This is a genomic window from Flavobacterium qiangtangense (genome assembly GCF_042658345.1).
Taxonomy (GTDB): domain Bacteria; phylum Bacteroidota; class Bacteroidia; order Flavobacteriales; family Flavobacteriaceae; genus Flavobacterium; species Flavobacterium qiangtangense.
Map to the genome: position 1 here is coordinate 213,485 of NZ_JBHSQB010000004.1, position 20,186 is coordinate 233,670.

Below are 20,186 nucleotides of genomic sequence, written 5' to 3' on the forward strand. Positions count from 1 at the left end.
TGGCAATCCCTATGGGGTTGTCATTTTTTTATATATAGGATATGACAATACTAGATGTAGATTTCGGACTTGATTTGACTATCGATAGCACATTAATCACCTGTGATTCAGATGTAATTACTGTGGATATGACACTTTATGATAATTTGTTTTTCCTGGCAGTTGTACCACGATATTACGCATCAACAGTAACTGCAAAAATCCGTGAAATGATAACCAATGAAGTGCAAGAATTTGAACTGGATGCAATTACGCAAAGGGGAATTTTGCACGTTTCGATGGGAGATTTTCAACCAATCGCAGACACAAGATACGAAATCACATTGTCTGGACCGGGTGGCATCATCTGGTTTGGTGCCGGGATGCACACGACCAAGGATGTTCAGGATTATCAACTGAATACATCCACGCAAAATAAGGTAAAATTCTAAATGAATGATATTGAAATATTCAACTTAAACAACTATGTTCTTCCTGAAATATCCCCACAGTTTGGAAAAAAATGGACATTGAATGGTGAGCAAAATTCGTTCTTTAAATACATCAAAGAAAGGTTTAATGGCTCACCAACAAATGCTGGAATCATAAAAGCTTATTCCAAATACATATACGGTAATGGTCTAGCTGATTTGAAAGGTAATAACATCCATAAGTTCATATCTAAACAAGATGTGAAGTTGATATGCGAAAGTTATAAGATGTATGGTCAGTTCACATTGCAAGTGATTTGGTCACAGGGTTCCAAACTGTTAAAGCAAGAGCCACAGCCTATTCAGTTTAAGTACATGAACACCGCGAAAATCGGTTTATCACTAAACACCATCGGTGAGGTGGATGGTTATTTTTACTCTTACGATTGGGAAAACACTTCCAAATACAAGCCTAAATTCTATCCAAAATTCGATGGGATTTATAAGGATAACCCAATTGAGGTTATCACATTTTCAAGAACTTCTGATGAAGATTATTTCGCAAATCCTGACTATTTATCTGGACTTCAATGGGCTCATATCGAGGAAGAAATGTCCAATTCTGCAATCAATCACATCTTGAATGGTTTCAGTGCAGGAAAGATTATAAACTGCCGGGGAGGTGTCCCGCCAACCGAGGAACTGCGCGAAGAATACAAGAACAAAATTCTTAAAAAACTTACAGGTAGTAGCAATAATAATAAGGTCATTGTTTCTTTTTCGAATGGTATGGATAGTGGCACTGATATAGAAGTAAAAAACATTGAAGTAGGTCAATTGGATGCTCAACTTGACTATTTCAGTCTTGAAGCACAGAAGAAATTATTTGCGGCCCATGAAGTCGTTTCCCCTATCCTTTTTGGAGATAGGTCCGGGAATGGCTTGGGTTCAGGTTCAAACAGCGATGAAATGCAACAGGCTTTAAAAATACTTTACCGACAGTCAATAAATCCAATGCGTGAGGATATTTTGGATTCACTCCAAATACTTTTCAAATATACAGACATCCCAAACACCGAGCTTGTTTTTGATGATTTTGAGGAATTGAAAGTATCCAAAAATAATGATATAGAAAATGCTTGATACCCTTTTAATCCAGCCGGGCGACAATCTAATGAACCGATTGACCGCTATAAGTGGGAATGTTGATATGGATAAGCTAACACCTTCCATTTGGACAGCGCAAATTACAGACATTCAACGAATTCTGACCAAGCCATTATATGACAAGATTTTAACGGATTTTGATAACAACAATCTAGCTGGTGAATACTTAAAAATCTTCGAAGATTATGTTTCGCAAATGCTGATTTTCTATGCTACAAGCGACTTCATAATGAAGAATACTATAATGATTGCAAACGGTGGAAATTTCATCCACACCCCTGAAAATTCGACAATTCCTGACTTTAAACAGACCGATAGAATTTCCAAACATTACAGGGATTTGGGAGCACATTTCGAGTTGGAATTTTATGAATACATGAAATCGAAAAGTATTCCGGAATACAAGCGAAGATGTGTGGATACTGATTCTTTCAACTTTCCTTGGCAACTATAAAAAATACTAACCCTAAATGCAAAATATTAATGTAGGCGCAACGCCTAATAGTGGCAACGGTGCAAAATTGCGTGATGCTATGATTATCGTTAACGATAACTTTTCGGAACTACAAGACAAATTTTTCGATTATTCGTTGAATGCTGATCTGGTGGAACTTTCAAACGAAATCAACATTCAGATTCAAGATATCAACGAACAAATCGCTAATCTTCCAGCACCTGAAATTCCAACTTTCCAACAAGTAGTCAACCAAGGAAACCAAGTCCTTTCACCCGATGGTCGTAGCAATTTCACAGTCAATTTTTCAAATGACTACCCAATAGTTTCTTATAGGTCGGAAAGTTCAGAATCTTCTGCTTACGGTGGTGCCAACTTAACGGCCATGGAACTTTATATGGGTTCAGTTTTTTTCGCTTCACAATCCCTATATCAAACTGCAAATTTGCAGTTAGCGAATGGTAGTTTTTTATTGACTACTGGTAGCGATATCAGGCAGCAAGACCGAAAGGTTGTAGAAATTTCAACCCAGCCAGCAATTTCAAATTCTAAAATATACTTTCCTCAGCCAGCTATCGATAATGATTATGTTTTGGCTACTGAACAATTTGTGAATGATAATTTAAGTAACATCCCAGCACCAAATTTAAGGCGAGTGTTACAAGCTGGCGGAGTTGTTAATGAACAAAATTCAAATTTGAAAATCGATGTTGCCGGGAGTGTTCCGGGAATAACTTTTTTGAGTGATATTGAGCCATATCCTGGCTATGACATGAGTTGCGGTTTTAATGTGCAACCTGGTTATATATTGCTATCATCTGGAATAGCTGGATTAAATGCTGGAATATCATTGACTGATGGAGCATTCACGATTCAAACGAGTGGGAATAATAAAATAACAAACATCACCACACCGTACCCGCTATCAAATTCAACCATTCAATATCCTCAACCGACGGTCGATGGAATCTATAAGCTTGCTAGCGAAGAATTTGTTGCAGATAATGATGCAAAAGTTGTACATAAGGCCATATCAGGATGGGAACAGGGAACAGGAATACTATCATCTGATTTGAATGACATTCCTTTATCTTGTATTAGAAGGTTTACAGACTCAACATTAAATAGACCTTTCAGTTTTGGTACCATTTTAACTACAAGAATGGCCCTTGATGAATGCACACAATTGGCTGTTGATGTAGTTAATGGAAGAACAGCAACAAGAAAACAACAAAGTGGTGTTTGGAGTAATTGGGTATTTTTAGCTAATGATACTGATGTTTTGCATAAAACCGGGGTCGAAACTATACAAGATAATAAGCTTATAGCAAGTTCGAAATCGATTAATTTTTTCAATGAGAGATACGGGATAGGAACGCCCGATGCTGGCTTACAAATTTATTCCGCAACTTTTGATAATGTAAGGTTTGGTGCAAGAGCCGCTGACCTATCATTCACTGAACATGCAAGGATGAATGGTGCTAACGGTTTTTTTGGTCTTGGCGTAGTTCCGACCGAGAGATTGGATGTGGATGGTAATGGTAAATTTAGTGGTAAGATTTTTGGACAAGCTTTTGAAGCGAAATCAGAAACTTCAAAAACTGAAATAATACCAACAGGAATTCAAACAACTGATACAACTGACCCAGCTTTGCCAACCACTTCAATATTGAAACTGAACAAAAATGGATTCACTTTCAACGGTTTGTCAAATAATGGCGATAATACTGTGTTTGGATATGATGCCCTAAAAGGTGGGACAGGTGGATTCAATACTGCTTTGGGGATAAGAGCATTAAATGCAAATACGACCGGGCAAGCGAACACCGCTTTGGGACAAAACACATTCCGTTTCAATACAACAGGGCAGCAAGGAACAGCAGTTGGATATAATGCTCTGGGTGCCAATACAACAGGGCGCTTCAATGTTGCTGTTGGATATGATGCAATGCGAACAAACACTATTGGTGAATGGAATACTGCTATCGGAATGGAAGCTTTGAGAAACCAAACTAATGCCGTTTATAACGTTGCAGTTGGATATCGCGCTGGAAGAAATGCAACCGAAGGAACAAGAAATACATTTCTTGGTGTTGATGCGGGTTCCGCAAATACCATAGGTGGTTTTAACCTAATCGCAGGTATGGGTGCCGGGCAAATTGCGACCCATCTAAACGGTTCAACAATTCTTGGACAGGCGGCCGGGAACCAATTGACTTCTGCCGAAAATAACACATTTGTTGGAAGAAATGCAGGCGCAAACATAACAACCGGGTCATCGAATTTAGTTTTGGCAGCAGGTAATTTCATTGCCGAAGGTTCTGGAATAATTGGTGGAAATAATAATACAATTGTTGGAACCGTCCGTGGTTTAGGTGATGTTTCCAATAATGTTGTCATTGCTGATGGTGAGGGTAATATCGCAATGCGAAAAGATTCGACAGGGGTGGTAAGTTTCCCATCGGGTTCGGTCGCAACAGATGAAATAATTATGACTTCCCCTAATGGAACAAGGTGGAGAGTTAGAATCGATGACGCTGGAACATTTTCGGGGGTGATAGAATAATGGACAAGTTATTTTGGCTTGCACTTTGGGCGAAATCCAAAGCTGGCATAAGCTACTTTTGTAGTTCGCTTTTCATTTTTTTCTTACCGATTAAACCACTTCTTATTGCGGTGGGTGTAGCGATTTTTTTAGACACGGTGTTCGGGGTTGCTCGAACACTAAAATTAAACGGTTGGAAATCTTTTACATCAAGAAAGCTATCAAGATTAGCAAGTAAAATGCTTCTTTATCAGATGGTGTTGATTTCATTGTTTGTCATCGATTTTCATGTTCTTCACGACATAGGGATGCACATTTTCAATATCCCTTATGTTAGTACAAAGGCTGCTGCTTTAACTCTAATTTACATAGAATTAAAGTCTATCAAGGAAAACTTCGAATTAATATATAACGTAAATCTTTGGAAGATGTTGAAAGAATTATTGATGCGAACAAAGGAAATAAAAGGGGATGTAGAAGAAATAATTGGGAAAGATGAAAAAAAAATTAACAATTAATACCGTGAAGATTGATGAAGTTCCAGTAGCTGACTTGGTTGAAATGATTGATGATTGGGAACTTCAAATAATTTTGGGAGCACAACCCTTGACAAGGGATGTCGATGTAATGCTTGATAACATGCTAGAATATTTTGTTGAAGAAGAACTTTATAACTATGCATGCGTAGTTCGGGATGAAATACAAAAAAGAAAACCACTCTAATTGAGTGGTTTTTCAGTTAGTAGTTGGCATCATATTTTCGAAACATGTTAGTGGCTTGTATCGTAGATGTCTTTATCTGACCGCAGCTTATCAGAACATTCGAAGTTGGAATGGTATTTATTGGCACGGTCGTAATATCTATTACTGTTGTATCATTGTGATGTCTGAAATAATCAACTCGATATTTTGTGATTTTGACGTTACAATTGCCTGTGTTTAAAAATCCTTGATTTGATGGTTGGTTGTACCCGCCATTGCCATCACTGTTTGGATTGCCAGCCGTTGGGTTTTCTACGCCTCCTTGAACTTCTTCCACAAACCCATCATCTGATGATGAACAGCTTGCCATCGCCAAAATTGCGATTCCTATTAGTATTACTTTTTTCATATTCCTTTTTGTTTTATGTATATATTAATTTTTCAACTCATTGATTACAGCAAACATACGAGCAATATTTTAATTAAAGTGAGAAAACCCGCACAATTTTAAAATTATTATTTTCTGTAAAAAATCCACCCTTTTGAAAAGTTGTCATTCTGAAAAAATATATAAGAAAAAGACAATATAAAAATGGCAAATACAAAAAAGTTCGACAGCGACAGCGAGTGGGGAAAGTATTGGGAATGGGAATCAATTAGTTTTATACAAGAATGCTTCAATAAAGTTTTAAATCCATCAGAAAAAAGAATTCGATTCCTGCAAATGAATGAAAGCACAAAAGTTTCAGAAATGAAAAAATGGGACTCGAAATTTGAAATAATTGATACGCTAACCGCATCACGCAAAAAGATTTTGACATTCGAAATCAAAAGCGACAAGTATGAAAGTTCAAATTTGTTTTTTGAGAAAACATGCAGCAAGTCACCAAGTGGTGTATATGCCACAGAAGCAGATTATTTCATATATATCTTACCAAGGTATCAAACTCGAAACTTTTTCATAATTGAACCTAAAAAATTGATGCAACTGCTAGATGAAAAATACCAACATTCATTACAATACGGTGGTGACGGTCAAAGGGTATTCGGATATGTGATTAATAAAGATAGTTTCGAATTAGATTTCATTGAAGCTGGTGGTAAGATTAAAGATTGGACTGTCGAAATTCCATTGCGATTTGAGGTGAAGAAGTTTGCCGACAAATCAAGAACGGTTTATCAATCTGATGTGAAGAAAAATTACCCGGATCCGCTCAACTTTTTTTGATATATATTACATGGACAAAATATCAAATGAAAGAATCCTATTGCTACATCCTGCGATACGATTAGAAGTGCAAAATGCAATCAACCACATAAATAAAAACATCCTTGGAAAAGGCGTTAGAATGCGAATAACACAAGGATTTCGAACCTTTAAAGAACAAGATGAACTTTTCGCACAGGGGCGAACCAAACCCGGACCAAAGGTGTCAAATGCCAAAGGTGGTCAATCACTGCATAACTATGGGTTGGCGTTTGATATCTGCTTATTGTATGATGATGGTTCGGGTTTATTCAAAGAAGTATCGTGGGATATGAAAAGGGATGGGGATGGGGATGGAATCGCTGATTGGTTGGAAATCACAAAGTATCTGACTTCAATTGGATTTACAAATGGGTTCATCACCAACGGCAAGAAATGGGATTTTCCTCATTTCCAAAAAGACTTTGGTCTGACATGGCAAAAATGCTTTGAAAAATATAATAGGAAAGATTATATCAGTGGTACTATATACATCAAATTATAATTATCTTTGCATAGCGTAACGAAGGATGTTAATAAGTATTGATAAAATATCAACCCAAACGCCAACCCATGCTGAAAAAATACAATTAATTAATTGGTTTTCAAATAGTTGTATGCTGATGAATCATTATAAATTGTAAATTCGTTACTTAAAATTTAAATAACTAGTAATGAGTTTGCAGGAGAAATATTTGAAGAATTTCACAGATGATAAAACTTTTGTAGATATTTACACTGATCAATTTGAAGATTCTACTTTTGGATTCATTGTTAAGTTTAGCGACGAATTTCTTTTATTAGAACAGTTTACAAATATTGGTGAAGTGAATGGAATTTCAGTTTTTAAGAGAGAAGATATTAGCAGAATAAGATGGAAAGGAAATGATATTTCAACTACCGAAATATTTGCCTTGAAAGAAAAAAGAATAGAGAATTTAGAAGAAATTCAAGTTGGGTCAATTACGGAAGTTTTGAAATCTGTATCCGAAAAATTTGGATATGTCACAATAAATGTCCAAAATTTAGATTCTGGAATTTCTCTTATTGGAGAAATTGTTGAAATGGACGAAGATGTAATTGTGATTAATGAATTTGGTACCTATTCTTCGCTAGATCGAAAAATGCTTATGATAAATATTGACGAAATTACAAAAGTTGAAGCTGGAGCTGATTATGAAAATAACTTGAAAGAAATATTTCGTAAATAAAAAAGCTCAAAATAATTAAAACAAAACAAACAATATACAGATGAAATTTTTTATTGACACGGCTAATTTAGCTCAAATTAAAGAAGCGCAATCGCTTGGCGTTTTGGATGGTGTAACTACGAATCCGTCATTGATGGCAAAGGAAGGAATTACAGGAAAAAACAATATTTTAAAGCATTATGTGGACATTTGCAACCTTGTTGAAGGCGATGTGAGTGCTGAAGTTAATGCGCTTGAATATGACGGAATGATCAAGGAAGGCGAGGAGTTGGCTGATCTTCATCCGCAGATTGTGGTGAAATTGCCAATGACAAAAGAAGGTGTTCGTGCTGCAAAATATTTTTCTGATAAAGAAATTAAGACAAATGTGACTTTGGTATTTTCTGCCGGACAAGCGTTGTTGGCGGCGAAAGCGGGAGCGACTTATGTTTCGCCATTTATCGGGCGTTTGGATGACATTTCAACAGACGGTTTGAACTTAATTCAAGAAATTCGTGAGATTTATGACAATTATGGTTTTGAAACAGAAATTTTGGCAGCTTCAGTAAGACATACAATGCACATTGTGAACTGTGCAAAAATTGGCGCTGACGTCATTACCGGACCGCTTTCTGCGATTGAAGGTTTACTGAAACATCCTTTGACAGACATTGGTTTGGCGCAGTTTGTCGCTGATTTTGAAAAAGGAAACAAATAGTTGGCAGATCGCAGTTTGCAGTGATCAGTTTTTAGTTGCAGTAAATAGTTTTCAGATTTCAAATTATAAAAAAATCCCGCTTAAAACTAAGCGGGATTTTTTATTTTTTTTGACTTCGAGCCTTAGAAACTCTTTACTTAGCGCCTAAAAATTTACTTTAAATTATCAGCGAATTTTACATCAAACAGATTTACAAATCCGTTGCTTATTGTGCCGTCTGCGTTGGTAACTATGGCTCGGTGGATTTTTGTGATGACCCATTTTTCTTTTAAATCTTCGAAATTTTTAACTCTTAATTCAGTTACATTTTCGAATTTATAATTGTCTAGAGCGTTGGTCCATTTTGCTTGATTATCATCAACATTGATAGCGATAAAATTATAGTTTGGATATTTTTTCTTCAAATCCATCACTTTTTTGTGAACAGCCACAAAGTGAGATTCCGCATTTTCTGTCCAGAAAAAAATTACTGATTTTCCTTTGATTAATGATTTGCTATCAACAGTTTCACCATTCAAAGTCAGCAATTCCACGCTTGGCAAAGGATTACCTTCTTTAAGCATTTGGATGGAATTCCCAATTTTCGTGATTTCGTTCTGATTGCTTTTATCAGTAGAAAGTTCATTATAACGATCAAGGAATTTCTTGTTGTTTATAATGTGTTGATCTTCAAGTAAATAGGCGAACGCAATATTATTTAAAACCGTATTTTTTATTTCTTGGCTTTCAAATAAAGTATCGGTTATATTTAGTTTTGCAATATTTAATTCCAATGCTTTATCAGAAGGAGAGGAATTTTCGTTAGAGATTTTTTCGGAAGCTCTGTTGTTCAACATATATGTCAGATACTTTACAAAAGGCGAAAAGTTGGTCAATTGCTTATTGTTGTAATCAATTTCTTTTCGGTAATCATAAAAATCTTTTGGAAGTTTACCGGTAATTTTTTCTCCGGTTCTGAATTCGTGAACAACCGGATAAATTTCTTTTTTGGTATAATAAGGAAAGTATAAAGCCGAAAGTGCGTAATAATCAAACTCATCATTCCACTTGGCTTTTTCTTTTTTGGCTTCATAAAATTTCTTGCGAACAGCAAACGAAGAATCGATGTATTTGTTAAATTTAACTACGTCATAATCAAAAACGGCAAACATTTTATCTTTGTCTGATTCGTTTTTGAGGTACATTTCCATCAGATAATTGTTCTTTTCTTCACCTCTTCCACAGAAAATCACAGACTCGTCAAAGTCGCTTGAATTCATCCGAACCATCAAACTGTCGTTCTTATCGAAGTATACATATTGATATTCTGGTTCGTGCTTAAACGTATAAAGACCAGGAGCTAAAGAGTCAAATTTCTTAAAAAAACGATTGTTTCTATCAAGCGGAATTGTGTCTATAACTTTATTGTCCTTCAAAAATAAAACATAACGATTCAAAGGATTTGTGACTTCGCCACCAAAATAGGCGCTATAATCATCACGATCAAATTTTTTATTGCAAGAAGTAAGTAGTAGCAAGTTCAAAATTGAAAAGGATAATACTTTAATAACTTTCAAATTGTGCATTTAGTTTGGATCTAGTAAACAAAAATATTAGGTTGAAAACGATTTCTCTGTTAAGGCATAGTTAAATGTAAAATGGCGTATTTATTTAGAATGTAATTAAATAGGGGAATTTTATTTGAACAAATACTTTAATTCTTTTTGATTCAAAACTATATCAAATCGAATGCCGAAAATTGCACTAAATTTTCTACTTTTGCAAAACTTTTTATAAAAAATTACAATCAATGTTAACAGTAAATAATTTATCAGTACAGTTTGGCAAGAGAATCTTGTTTGACGAAGTAAATACAGTCTTTACCGACGGAAATATTTATGGAGTTATTGGAGCAAACGGTGCTGGAAAATCTACATTTTTAAAGATATTAGCCGGAGAATTTGACCCCACATCTGGTCATGTTTTCTTGGAACCAGGAAAACGTATGTCGGTTTTAAACCAAAACCACAATATGTTTGACGAACACACGGTTTTAGAAACTGTGATGATGGGAAACAAAGTTTTGTATGCCGTTAAAAAAGAAATGGACGCGCTTTACTTAGATTATACTGATGAAAACGCAGATAGAATCGGTGAATTGCAAGTTCAATTTGAAGAAATGAACGGTTGGAATGCAGATTCTGACGCAGCTTCATTGCTTTCAAGTTTGGGAATTACCGAAGACAATCATTATACTTTAATGGGCGATTTAGAAGGAAAACTGAAAGTTCGTGTGCTTTTGGCGCAAGCGCTTTTCGGGAATCCTGACGTTCTGATTATGGATGAGCCGACGAATGATTTGGATTTTGAAACCATTGCTTGGTTAGAAAATTTCCTTGCCAATTATGAAAATACAGTAATCGTTGTATCACACGACCGCCACTTTTTAGATGCAGTTTGTACGCACATTTCAGATATCGATTTCAGCAAAATCAACCATTATTCTGGAAACTATACTTTTTGGTATGAGTCTAGCCAATTGGCGGCAAAACAGAGAGCACAACAGAACAAAAAGGCTGAGGAAAAGAAACAAGAATTGGAAGAATTCATTCGTCGTTTTAGTGCCAACGTAGCGAAATCAAAGCAAGCGACTTCTCGTAAGAAAATGATTAGCAAGTTGAATATTTCTGAAATCAAGCCTTCAAGCCGTCGTTATCCTGCGATTATTTTTGAACAAGAAAGAGAAGCAGGAGATCAAATCCTAAATGTTGTTGGATTAAGTGCTTCGGTTGACGGAGAAGCTTTGTTCACAGACGTAGATTTGAACATGGCAAAGGGCGATAAAATCGTTTTATTCTCAAAAGATTCTCGTGCAACAACCGCTTTTTATGAAATCTTAAACGGAAATCAAACGCAAGACGCCGGAACTTTTGATTGGGGAATTACCACAAATCAAGCGTATTTACCTGTTGAGAATCACTCGTTTTTTGAAAATGATTTGACATTGGTAGATTGGTTGCGTCAATATGCAAAAACCGAAGAAGAGCGTGATGAAGTTTTCATCCGTGGATTTTTGGGGAAAATGATTTTCTCTGGAGAAGAAGCTTTGAAAACCAGCCGCGTTTTATCTGGAGGAGAAAAAGTACGCTGTATGCTTTCAAGAATGATGATGGAAAGAGCCAATGTTTTAATGCTTGACGAACCAACAAACCACTTAGATTTAGAGTCGATCACGGCCTTTAATAACTCTCTGAAAAATTTCAAGGGTTCTGTGATTTTCACAACTCATGACCACGAATTCTCGCAAACGGTGGGAAATAGAATTATTGAATTGACACCAAAAGGTGCTATTGACAGATACATGACGTTTGACGATTATCTTGATGATGAAAAAGTACAAGAATTGAGAAAGAAAATGTATTCTTAAATTTCTTTAGATCTTAAAAATATTTTGCCACAGACGTTTGTTTGTGGCATTTTTTTTCCGCAGATCTACAGATTTTTTTCGCTTTCAATCTGCGACCCGAGAACCAAATTCAAATCGATGAAGTAATCAGCAGTAATTTTATATTATAAAAAAATAAATTTTACAAATTTCTCGAATCCGTGTTCCAAAATAAAACTTTTAGCAACACAGATTATCAAAATTTATAAAATAAAAAAATCCCGTAACAATCAAGTACGGGATTTTTTAGTTTAAAAGAGTTGGTTGGTTTTTGGTGGTTTTCTTTTATATTATTTTCTAAATCTGCTGATGATCCAAATGATGATGGCAAGAACCGCAATTACAATAAATACGCCAACGCCAACGCCAAAATTAAAAATTCCTTCAACAACTTCACAACTTGAGAAAGAAAGAAGTATCAAAAGAATAACGCACATTCTTTGTATCTTGTTCATAATTTTTGGTTTTAAAAGGTTTATAAATGTTCTATTATTTGTTTTATAAAGGTCTCTTGTTTTACAAAGAAAAGGATTACACGATTTAATTTTTAGATTATATAATTCCAATAACATATAATTTCAAGTCAAAAGCAACATTTAATTTTTCTCAAAACCATTTTTTAGCTACTTTTACAAACCAAACACAACACTTCATTATGAGTCAAAAAATATTGCTTACTTCAAAAGAAGTCAATATCATTCTGCATCGTTTGGCCTGCCAATTAATTGAAAAACATCTTGATTTTTCAGACACGATTCTTGTGGGAATCCAGCCTCGTGGTGTTTTTTTGGCCGAACGTCTTAAAGAAATTTTAGAGCAAGAATATAAGGTAGAAAAAATAGCACTTGGTTATTTAGACATCACTTTTTTTAGAGACGATTTTAGAAGAACCGAAAAGCCTTTGGAAGCCAATAAAACCCAAATCAATTTCTTGGTAGAAAATAAAAAAGTCATTTTTATCGATGACGTCTTGTACACTGGCCGAAGCATTCGTTCGGCATTGACTGCCATTCAATCTTTTGGAAGACCTTCAGAAATAGAGCTTTTGGTTTTAATCGACCGTCGTTTTAGCCGTCATTTGCCAATTCAGCCCGATTATCGCGGACGCCAAGTCGATTCCATTAATAATGAAAAAGTCAAAGTGAGCTGGAAAGAGCAAGAAGGCGAAGATTTAGTTTACTTAATAACGAATTAAAAACGTTTAATCGCTAAATCGTTAATTTGTTTAACCGCAACGCTAACGATTAAACGATTTACAAATTAACATTTAAACAAAAAATGAAAGAATTAAGCGTAAATCATTTATTAGGAATAAAATATATCAACAAACAAGATATTGACCTTATTTTTGAAACTGCCGATCATTTTAAGGAAGTCATCAATCGCCCGATTAAAAAGGTGCCTTCGCTTCGAGATATTACCATTGCCAACATATTTTTTGAGAATAGTACGAGAACAAAATTATCTTTTGAACTTGCCCAAAAAAGACTTTCTGCTGACGTAATCAGTTTTTCTGCAGCACAGTCTTCGGTTAAAAAAGGAGAAACTTTGATCGATACCGTAAACAACATTCTTTCGATGAAAGTGGATATGGTTGTGATGCGACATTCCAATCCTGGTGCGGCTTATTTTTTGTCCCAAAATGTGAATGCAAGTATAGTAAACGCTGGTGACGGAGCACACGAACATCCGACTCAAGGTTTGCTGGATTCTTTTACAATTAGAGAAAAATTAGGAGAAGTTGCCGGAAAAAAAGTAGTAATCGTTGGAGATATTCTGCATTCAAGAGTAGCGCTTTCTAATATTTATGCTTTGCAAATGCAAGGCGCTGAAGTGAAAGTCTGCGGACCAAAAACGTTGATCCCAAAATACATCGAATCACTTGGAGTTACGGTGGAACCAAACTTGAGAAAAGCTTTAGAATGGTGCGATGTTGCGAATATGCTTCGTGTTCAAAATGAAAGAATGGACGTGAATTATTTCCCTTCCACAAGAGAATATGCACAGCAATATGGCGTGGACAAAGCGTTACTTGATTCATTAAATAAAGAAATCGTGATTATGCACCCAGGTCCGATAAATCGTGGTGTTGAAATTTCTTCTGACGTTGCTGATTCACAACAATCTGTAATTTTGAACCAAGTGGAAAATGGAGTTGCTGTTCGAATGGCGGTGATTTACTTACTGGCTTCAAAGATTAAGCAGTAATTAGGCAAGAGAAATTAGGCAAAAGGCAAAAGTGGAGAACTTAGCGACTTAGATACTTTGTAATTAGAAACTTTAAAAAATGAACATAGAAAAAAAATCACATACAACCACAATAAAAGAAACTGAAGGAAACGTAAAATCTTTCCTTGAAAACATAACAAAAGACTACGCAAATTTCAAAAATCAGAATTTGGTTTTAGATATTTCAGAAGATAAAAGCGTTACTTTAGAAAATGTTTTGTCTTTTTTATCGCTTTCAAACAAACATAGAAAAGCAAAGAAATCTTTTGTAATCGTAGTCAAAGATTTCGATTTTAATGAAGTTCCAGATGAGATGAATGTCGTGCCAACAGTTCAGGAAGCGCACGATATTATTGAAATGGAAGAAATTGAACGTGATTTAGGTTTTTAGTATTTTAAATTGAGTAGTTAGAAACTAGATTTTCAACTCATAACTTGTAATTCATAACTCATTATTATTTTGAAGCTTACCATTTTAGGCTGTTATGCCGCAACACCAAGAACAATCACGAATCCAACTTCACAGGTTTTAGAAATCAGAAACAGAATGTTTTTGATCGACTGTGGCGAAGGAACTCAGGTGCAGTTGCGCAAGAATAAAATTAAGTTTTCAAAGATTAACCACATTTTTATTTCGCATCTTCACGGCGATCACATGTATGGTTTGGTGGGCTTGGTTTCCACGTATATGCTTTTGGGGCGCGTTGCCGACCTTCATATTTATGGACCAAAAGGAATCAAAGAAATCATCACGCTTCAATTAAAATTGTCAAATTCTTGGACCAATTATAATTTATATTTTCACGAATTGACTTCAACGGAATCAGAAACTGTTTTTGAAGATGATAATGTGATCGTGAAAACAATTCCGTTGAAACACCGAATTTATACGAATGGTTTTTTGTTCAAAGAAAAATTCAAAGAGCGAAAATTAGACATCAACGCAGTTTTAAATTATGAAATCGATCAAGTTTATTACCAAAAAATAAAATATGGGGGCGACATCACTTTAGAAGATGGGCGCGTGATCCCAAATTCTGATTTGACTTTTGATCCAGAACCTGCAAAAAGTTATGCGTTTTGTTCAGATACAATTTATAACGAAGATATTTTGCCGTTGATTCAAGACGTAAATGTTTTGTATCACGAGTCAACTTTTCTCGAAACAGAAGCTCTTCTTGCCGAAAAAACAATGCATTCCACGGCAAAAGAAGCTGCAAGAATCGCTTTAAAAGCAAATGCCAAGAATTTAGTTCTCGGTCATTATTCCACGCGATACGAGTCAATTTTAAAGTTTAAAGAAGAAGCAGAAACAGTTTTCCCAAATGTTTTATTGGGAAATGATGGGGAAAGTTTTTCTTTTTAAGACGCTAAGTTTTAAAGACACTAAATTGGTAAGTTTTTTACTTTAACTGATATTTATCATAGCCTTAATTTTTAAACTTTGTAACTTTGCTTAAATGCTTAGTGCCTCAGCGCCTAAGAAACTTAGCAACTCAAAAAAATGAAAGACTTAAGCAACTACAGAAAATCATACGAAAAAAGTGAACTCTTAGAAAGTTCTATTTCAAAAAATCCTTTTGAGTTATTTGCAAAATGGTTTCAGGAAGCTGAGGAAATCGGCGGTTCCGAAGAAATCAATGCCATGACAATTTCCACAATTGGTTTGGACGGATTTCCAAAAAATAGAGTAGTGCTGTTAAAAAAATTTACTTCCGAAGGATTTATATTTTTTACGAATTATGAATCTGAAAAAGGAAAAGCAATCGCAGAAAATCCAAATGTGTGTCTTTCTTTCTTTTGGCACAATTCAGAACGCCAAGTTATCATCAAAGGAATTGCCGAAAAAACCACTGAAAAAGTTTCTGACGACTATTTTCATTCCAGACCAACAGGAAGTCAACTCGGAGCCGTTGCATCTCATCAAAGCGAAGTGATTTCTGGTAGAGAAATTTTAGAAAATAAAATACAACAACTTGAAGATCAATTTGTAGGAAAAGAAATCCAACGTCCAGAATATTGGGGCGGTTATTTGATCAAGCCAATTGAGATCGAATTTTGGCAAGGAAGAGCAAATCGTCTCCACGATCGAATTCGGTTCCAATTACAAAGTTTTGAGTGGAATATGGACAGATTGTCATCTTGATTTGTAAGAATAACCATCTAATTTTAGAAAAATGATGTAGTTCATCGATTTTTTTTTGCAGTTTAACGATGTTTTAGTAATATTGAATATCAAAAAGATTGTGCCCCAAATAATCTTGATGATATTTCGAGAAAAAGTTTTCCCAAAGGCTTTTTCGAGATCTTATAAATCTTAACCTACTTAACTATGACTGCAAAAATGTTCAGAGCATTATTGCCAATGGCTCTATTGTTCGCAATGGTTTCCTGTTCTTCTGACTCAGAATCTGACGAACAAATTCTTAAACAAACTGCAACTTCAACTTCCTTGGTTGAAAATTATGATTATGATGCTTCTGAATTGGAGCTTTTTAACTTAATCAATGCACACCGTCAATCTTTGAATTTACCAGCTTTATTGCCAATTAATCACATTTCGTACAAGTCGCAAGAGCACAACGAATATATGATTCAGCACAACGTAGTTAACCATGATCTATTCGAAGAACGTTCAGAAAATTTAATCCAAGTTTTAGGCGCGGTAAGAGTAAGCGAAAATGTAGCTTATAATTACAACACGCCACAAGCTGCCGTAAATGCTTGGTTAAACAGTCCAGGACATAAAGCGAACATCGAAGGAAATTTTACACATTTTGGAATATCAGTGAGTGTTGATCCAGAAAGTGGAAGAAAGTATTATACCAATATGTTTATTAAAAAATAATATGACAGGCTCAAAAAAAAGACTGCATTTTAGATGCAGTTTTTTTTTGAACAGTCTTTAAAATAAATGTTATTTAAGTTTGCCTCTCGATTTTTTGACTGCCACACATTATAAAAGAGAATTTTTTAGATAATTAATATTAGATGGGGTTTAATTTTTCTTGGGTCATTTTAATCGGCACGTTTCCAGTTAAAATGTATAAAGAATTGATTCTTTTGTTTTGATTACAATTCAAAAAACGATCGCGCAAAAATTTTTGTATGGGGATATATTTTTAAATATATTACAAAGATTTAAATAACAAAAAAAAGCATTCGCAATTAGCGAATGCTTTTTCATTTTATAATAAAATTTTAATTACAAAGCCGTAATTATGAATTCACTTCTTCTATTCAGCTGATGCTCTTCTTCAGAACACTGAACGCCGTCGGCACATTTGTTGACCAATTGTGTCTCTCCATAACCTTTTCCGGTCAGCCTTGAAGCGTCGATTCCATCCTGAACCATCCACTCGACAGTTGATTTTGCTCTTCTGTCAGATAGTTTCTCGTTGTATTTTTTCGTCTGGCGGCTGTCGGTGTGCGATCTTACGTCAACTTTCATCGTTGGATATTCCTGCAAGACATCAACGATTTTGGCCAAATCTACTGCCGCATCCTGGCGTATGTCCCATTTGTCCAAGTCAAAATAGATAATCTTGATCCCGAAAGTTTTTGCCAGGTCATCACCGACTTTTACCTGTTTCACCAATTTTTCTAGAGCAACAGGCAAATCCGTCTTCCCGCTTTCCTTCGGAATAAAAATCTTTTGTTCTTTCGTAACATATTCTGGCTTCTCGCCACGAACATAGTAAGATCTGTCGCATTCCACTTCTTCAAACGAATAATTTCCGGAAGCATCAGATGTGGTTTCCTTAATTTTGTTGAACTTATCGTCAAACAGCGTCACTTTGGCATTTGCTAAAATCGCTCCTGTTTCCTCGTCGGTTACGATTCCGGAAAGCAACTGCCTGCAGGTAAATTCCAAAGGTTTTGTTTCCAGAAATTTATAGATGTCGTCATTTCCGTTACCGCCTTCGCGATTCGAGCTGATGAACCCAATCTTGGTTTTCGTATTGATCAAAAAGCCGAAATCATCGAGTTTTGTGTTTGCTGGCTCTCCAATATTTTGTATTTCGCTGAAATCATTTCCTTCAATTTTTGCAGCAAAAACATCGAGTCCGCCCAATCCGGGATGGCCGTCTGAAGCAAAATAAATCTCGTTATCGTCAGATATAAAAGGAAAGGTTTCTCTTCCCGGCGTATTGATTTTTGGACCTAGATTTACAGGTTTTCCAAAGCTTCCGTCTTCATTGACATCGACCTTGAATATATCTGAAGCGCCCAAGGTTCCCGGCATGTCTGAAGCAAAATACAACGTCTTCCCATTCGGACTCAACGCAGGATGCGCCACGCTGTAGTCATTGTTATTGAACGGAAGTTCTGTTACGCTTGTCCATTTTTCTCCCTCCAAAGTGGCTTTGTAAATTTTAAGGAACGTAATCTTTTCAGAGCTTTTCCCTTTCTTGCCGCCAGCAAAATTGTTTCTGGTAAAGTACATCGTCTTTCCGTCTTTCGAAAAAGCAGGAGTGGACTCGTGGAATTTTGTGTTCAGGCTCTTTGCAAATTTCTGCGGCGCCGACAGGCTTCCGTCTGCGTTTAGGTCGGAAACATACATATTTGTAAAATACTGGTCGGTCCAGGCGTGCTTTCTTTTTGAGAAATTTCCGGTGTCCTTTGCAGAAGCGAAGACAATTTTTTCTCCGTAGAAAGCACTTCCGTAATCAGAATAGGCAGAATTGATTCCGGCGTTTTCGAGATTGTACCTTCCAGAATTTTTCTTGATCTGGTCCAGGTAATTTTTTTGGACCACGAATAATTTTGCTCTTGAATCCACGCCAGATTTCTGGCTGAATTTTTCGAGCATCTGGTTCGCCCTGTCGTATTCCCCGATGCTTTTCAGCGATTGGGAATAGCGGTAGAAATATTCTGCCTCAACATCTTCGGTCATTTTAAAAAGTTCTCCGTACCATTTTGCGGCGCTGGCCAGATCGGCATTGAAATAATAGGAGTTTCCTAGTTTCTGAAGCATTTCTGGAGACTTGTAGCCTTTTTCGGCAACGCGCTCGTATGTTTTTATGGCATCGATATAAGCATACTTTTCATATTTTTTATCGCCCTTTCTTACCGCAGCTTCCTGTGAAAACCCGCTGATGCTGAGGATCCCGATAAATGCCAGATATATAAATTTCATTTTCATAATTAGAAGAATCTTGGTGAAGTAATTTTGTCGTATTTGCTGAAAAGCTCGAATCTCAAGAAGATTTCGTGCGATCCAGAATTGTATCTGGACAGTCTCGTAGTTTCAAGATCATATCCGTAACCCACAAATAATCCGTCAGTGATCTGGAAGCCGGCCATCAAGCTCGCCGCGGCGCTCCATCTCCAGGCCGCACCGATCGTAAACTTGTCGTTGATCAGGAAATTTCCTGAAACGTCAAGCTGCAATGGCGCTCCCTCGATTGTCTTCGCCAAGAAGGCAGGCTTGAACTTGATGCTTGGGCTCAAGTCAAAAACATAGCCTCCGATCAGGTAAAAGTTCATTCTTTCTTTTGTCACCGAAATAGAATTGTCTTCGTATCTGGTCGTCTCAAAGAAATTTGGGACAGAAAGCCCCACATAAAGCTTTTCAGAGTGGAAGTAAACTCCGGCACCCACATTCGGCGTGAAATTATTATCGAAATTATAAAGTCTCGGGTCATTGGCATCGGCCGGATTCAATTTGTTTACGTCCAAGCTGAAAAGGTTCGCAGTTCCCTTGATGCCAAAGGAAAGGTTGTAGGTTTCTGAAGTCTGCACCGTGTATGATACGTCTGCTGAAATCGTGTTTTCCTCTGTCGGGCCGATTCTGTCATTTACGAAAGACAACCCGACTCCGAGCTTGCTGTTGTTGATCGGCGCGTTGACAGAAAAAGCGTTCGTTGTCGGAGCTCCGTCAAGGCCGACCCACTGCGTTCTGTGAAGCCCGAAAACGCTCAAGACACCTCGGGAACCTGCATAAGCCGGATTTATATTGATAGTGTTGTACATATATTGCGTGTATTGGGCATCCTGTTGCGCAAAACCTGCAAAACTGGACAGCATCAAGGCGAAAAATAAAATTCTTGTTTTCATTTATTTTGTTTGTTTAGTTCCGGGAACGGGCATTCCCGGAA

Annotated in this window: 22 protein-coding genes; 17 read left to right on the forward strand and 5 right to left on the reverse strand. The window is 36.2% G+C overall.

Features of this window, described 5'->3' with window-relative positions; all coding sequences use genetic code 11:
• The first annotated feature begins 41 nt into the window (after positions 1-41).
• From ACFPVY_RS04055 to ACFPVY_RS04080, 6 genes are read left to right on the forward strand one after another with little or no spacing between them, the layout of a single operon-like run.
• A complete protein-coding gene (locus ACFPVY_RS04055; protein ID WP_379790484.1) occupies positions 42-431 on the forward strand; it encodes a hypothetical protein in 390 nt (129 codons plus the stop codon).
• Entirely contained in the window at positions 432-1,553 is a 1,122-nt protein-coding gene (locus ACFPVY_RS04060) for a hypothetical protein (protein WP_379790485.1), read from the forward strand.
• Positions 1,546-2,031 carry a DUF6712 family protein gene (locus ACFPVY_RS04065; protein WP_379790486.1) on the forward strand — a complete coding sequence of 162 codons (486 nt, stop codon included), beginning with the start codon at positions 1,546-1,548 and terminating at the stop codon, positions 2,029-2,031. Before ACFPVY_RS04060 ends, ACFPVY_RS04065 begins: the two co-directional genes overlap by 8 nt.
• Before the next feature lie 16 nt (positions 2,032-2,047).
• Positions 2,048-4,597 (forward strand): hypothetical protein, encoded by a 2,550-nt coding sequence (locus tag ACFPVY_RS04070; RefSeq protein WP_379790487.1) that lies wholly within the window; start codon positions 2,048-2,050, stop codon positions 4,595-4,597.
• A complete protein-coding gene (locus tag ACFPVY_RS04075; RefSeq protein ID WP_379790489.1) occupies positions 4,597-5,094 on the forward strand; it encodes a phage holin family protein in 498 nt (165 codons plus the stop codon). The genes ACFPVY_RS04070 and ACFPVY_RS04075 overlap by 1 nt, the downstream gene beginning before the upstream one ends.
• On the forward strand, positions 5,072-5,299 hold the full coding sequence (locus ACFPVY_RS04080; protein WP_379790490.1) for a hypothetical protein: 228 nt from the start codon (positions 5,072-5,074) through the stop codon (positions 5,297-5,299). Before ACFPVY_RS04075 ends, ACFPVY_RS04080 begins: the two co-directional genes overlap by 23 nt.
• A gap of 16 nt (positions 5,300-5,315) precedes the next feature.
• Here the strand turns inward: ACFPVY_RS04080 and ACFPVY_RS04085 are convergent, their stop codons facing one another.
• On the reverse strand, positions 5,316-5,687 hold the full coding sequence (locus tag ACFPVY_RS04085; protein ID WP_379790491.1) for a hypothetical protein: 372 nt from the start codon (positions 5,685-5,687) through the stop codon (positions 5,316-5,318).
• Between the two features lie 183 nt (positions 5,688-5,870).
• On the opposite strand from ACFPVY_RS04085, the gene ACFPVY_RS04090 reads away from it, so the two are divergent.
• The 4 genes from ACFPVY_RS04090 to fsa all read left to right on the forward strand — a co-directional run bounded on the left by ACFPVY_RS04090 (position 5,871) and on the right by fsa (position 8,432).
• Positions 5,871-6,506, forward strand: a complete 636-nt coding sequence (locus ACFPVY_RS04090; protein WP_379790492.1) for a hypothetical protein — start codon at positions 5,871-5,873, stop codon at positions 6,504-6,506.
• 10 nt (positions 6,507-6,516) lie between these two features.
• Positions 6,517-7,029: a M15 family metallopeptidase gene (locus ACFPVY_RS04095; RefSeq protein ID WP_379790493.1), complete on the forward strand. Its 513-nt coding sequence runs from the start codon at positions 6,517-6,519 to the stop codon at positions 7,027-7,029.
• Between the two features lie 169 nt (positions 7,030-7,198).
• Positions 7,199-7,735, forward strand: coding sequence for a hypothetical protein (locus ACFPVY_RS04100; protein WP_379790494.1), 537 nt, complete (start codon positions 7,199-7,201; stop codon positions 7,733-7,735).
• A 40-nt stretch (positions 7,736-7,775) separates the two neighbouring features.
• The gene (gene fsa / locus ACFPVY_RS04105) at positions 7,776-8,432 is read left to right on the forward strand and encodes a fructose-6-phosphate aldolase (RefSeq protein ID WP_379790495.1); all 657 of its coding nucleotides are present in this window, start codon (positions 7,776-7,778) and stop codon (positions 8,430-8,432) included.
• Between the two features lie 152 nt (positions 8,433-8,584).
• Here fsa and ACFPVY_RS04110 read toward each other — a convergent pair whose 3' ends face one another.
• On the reverse strand, positions 8,585-9,997 hold the full coding sequence (locus tag ACFPVY_RS04110) for a TlpA family protein disulfide reductase (protein WP_379790496.1): 1,413 nt from the start codon (positions 9,995-9,997) through the stop codon (positions 8,585-8,587).
• 224 nt (positions 9,998-10,221) lie between these two features.
• On the opposite strand from ACFPVY_RS04110, the gene ACFPVY_RS04115 reads away from it, so the two are divergent.
• Positions 10,222-11,838, forward strand: a complete 1,617-nt coding sequence (locus ACFPVY_RS04115; protein WP_379790497.1) for an ABC-F family ATP-binding cassette domain-containing protein — start codon at positions 10,222-10,224, stop codon at positions 11,836-11,838.
• Positions 11,839-12,146: 308 nt separating this feature from the next.
• Here the strand turns inward: ACFPVY_RS04115 and ACFPVY_RS04120 are convergent, their stop codons facing one another.
• Positions 12,147-12,311 carry a hypothetical protein gene (locus tag ACFPVY_RS04120; protein ID WP_379790498.1) on the reverse strand — a complete coding sequence of 55 codons (165 nt, stop codon included), beginning with the start codon at positions 12,309-12,311 and terminating at the stop codon, positions 12,147-12,149.
• 200 nt (positions 12,312-12,511) lie between these two features.
• Between ACFPVY_RS04120 and pyrR the strand changes: the two genes are divergently transcribed.
• From pyrR to ACFPVY_RS04150, 6 genes are all read left to right on the forward strand, one after another.
• The gene (pyrR, locus tag ACFPVY_RS04125) at positions 12,512-13,051 is read left to right on the forward strand and encodes a bifunctional pyr operon transcriptional regulator/uracil phosphoribosyltransferase PyrR (protein WP_379790499.1); all 540 of its coding nucleotides are present in this window, start codon (positions 12,512-12,514) and stop codon (positions 13,049-13,051) included.
• A gap of 83 nt (positions 13,052-13,134) precedes the next feature.
• Entirely contained in the window at positions 13,135-14,064 is a 930-nt protein-coding gene (locus tag ACFPVY_RS04130) for an aspartate carbamoyltransferase catalytic subunit (RefSeq protein ID WP_379790500.1), read from the forward strand.
• Between the two features lie 79 nt (positions 14,065-14,143).
• Positions 14,144-14,476: a ribonuclease Z gene (locus ACFPVY_RS04135; RefSeq protein WP_379790501.1), complete on the forward strand. Its 333-nt coding sequence runs from the start codon at positions 14,144-14,146 to the stop codon at positions 14,474-14,476.
• 69 nt (positions 14,477-14,545) lie between these two features.
• Positions 14,546-15,451, forward strand: coding sequence for a ribonuclease Z (locus ACFPVY_RS04140; protein WP_379790502.1), 906 nt, complete (start codon positions 14,546-14,548; stop codon positions 15,449-15,451).
• Between the two features lie 138 nt (positions 15,452-15,589).
• Positions 15,590-16,231: a pyridoxamine 5'-phosphate oxidase gene (gene pdxH, locus ACFPVY_RS04145; RefSeq protein ID WP_379790503.1), complete on the forward strand. Its 642-nt coding sequence runs from the start codon at positions 15,590-15,592 to the stop codon at positions 16,229-16,231.
• Between the two features lie 186 nt (positions 16,232-16,417).
• Complete coding sequence (locus ACFPVY_RS04150; protein ID WP_379790504.1) at positions 16,418-16,933, forward strand: CAP domain-containing protein; 516 nt, start codon at positions 16,418-16,420, stop codon at positions 16,931-16,933.
• Between the two features lie 357 nt (positions 16,934-17,290).
• Here ACFPVY_RS04150 and ACFPVY_RS04155 read toward each other — a convergent pair whose 3' ends face one another.
• Together ACFPVY_RS04155 and ACFPVY_RS04160 are read right to left on the reverse strand one after the other, a co-directional pair.
• Complete coding sequence (locus tag ACFPVY_RS04155) at positions 17,291-19,225, reverse strand: OmpA family protein (RefSeq protein WP_379790505.1); 1,935 nt, start codon at positions 19,223-19,225, stop codon at positions 17,291-17,293.
• 8 nt (positions 19,226-19,233) lie between these two features.
• On the reverse strand, positions 19,234-20,145 hold the full coding sequence (locus ACFPVY_RS04160) for a PorP/SprF family type IX secretion system membrane protein (RefSeq protein WP_379790506.1): 912 nt from the start codon (positions 20,143-20,145) through the stop codon (positions 19,234-19,236).
• Between the last annotated feature and the right edge of the window lie 41 nt (positions 20,146-20,186).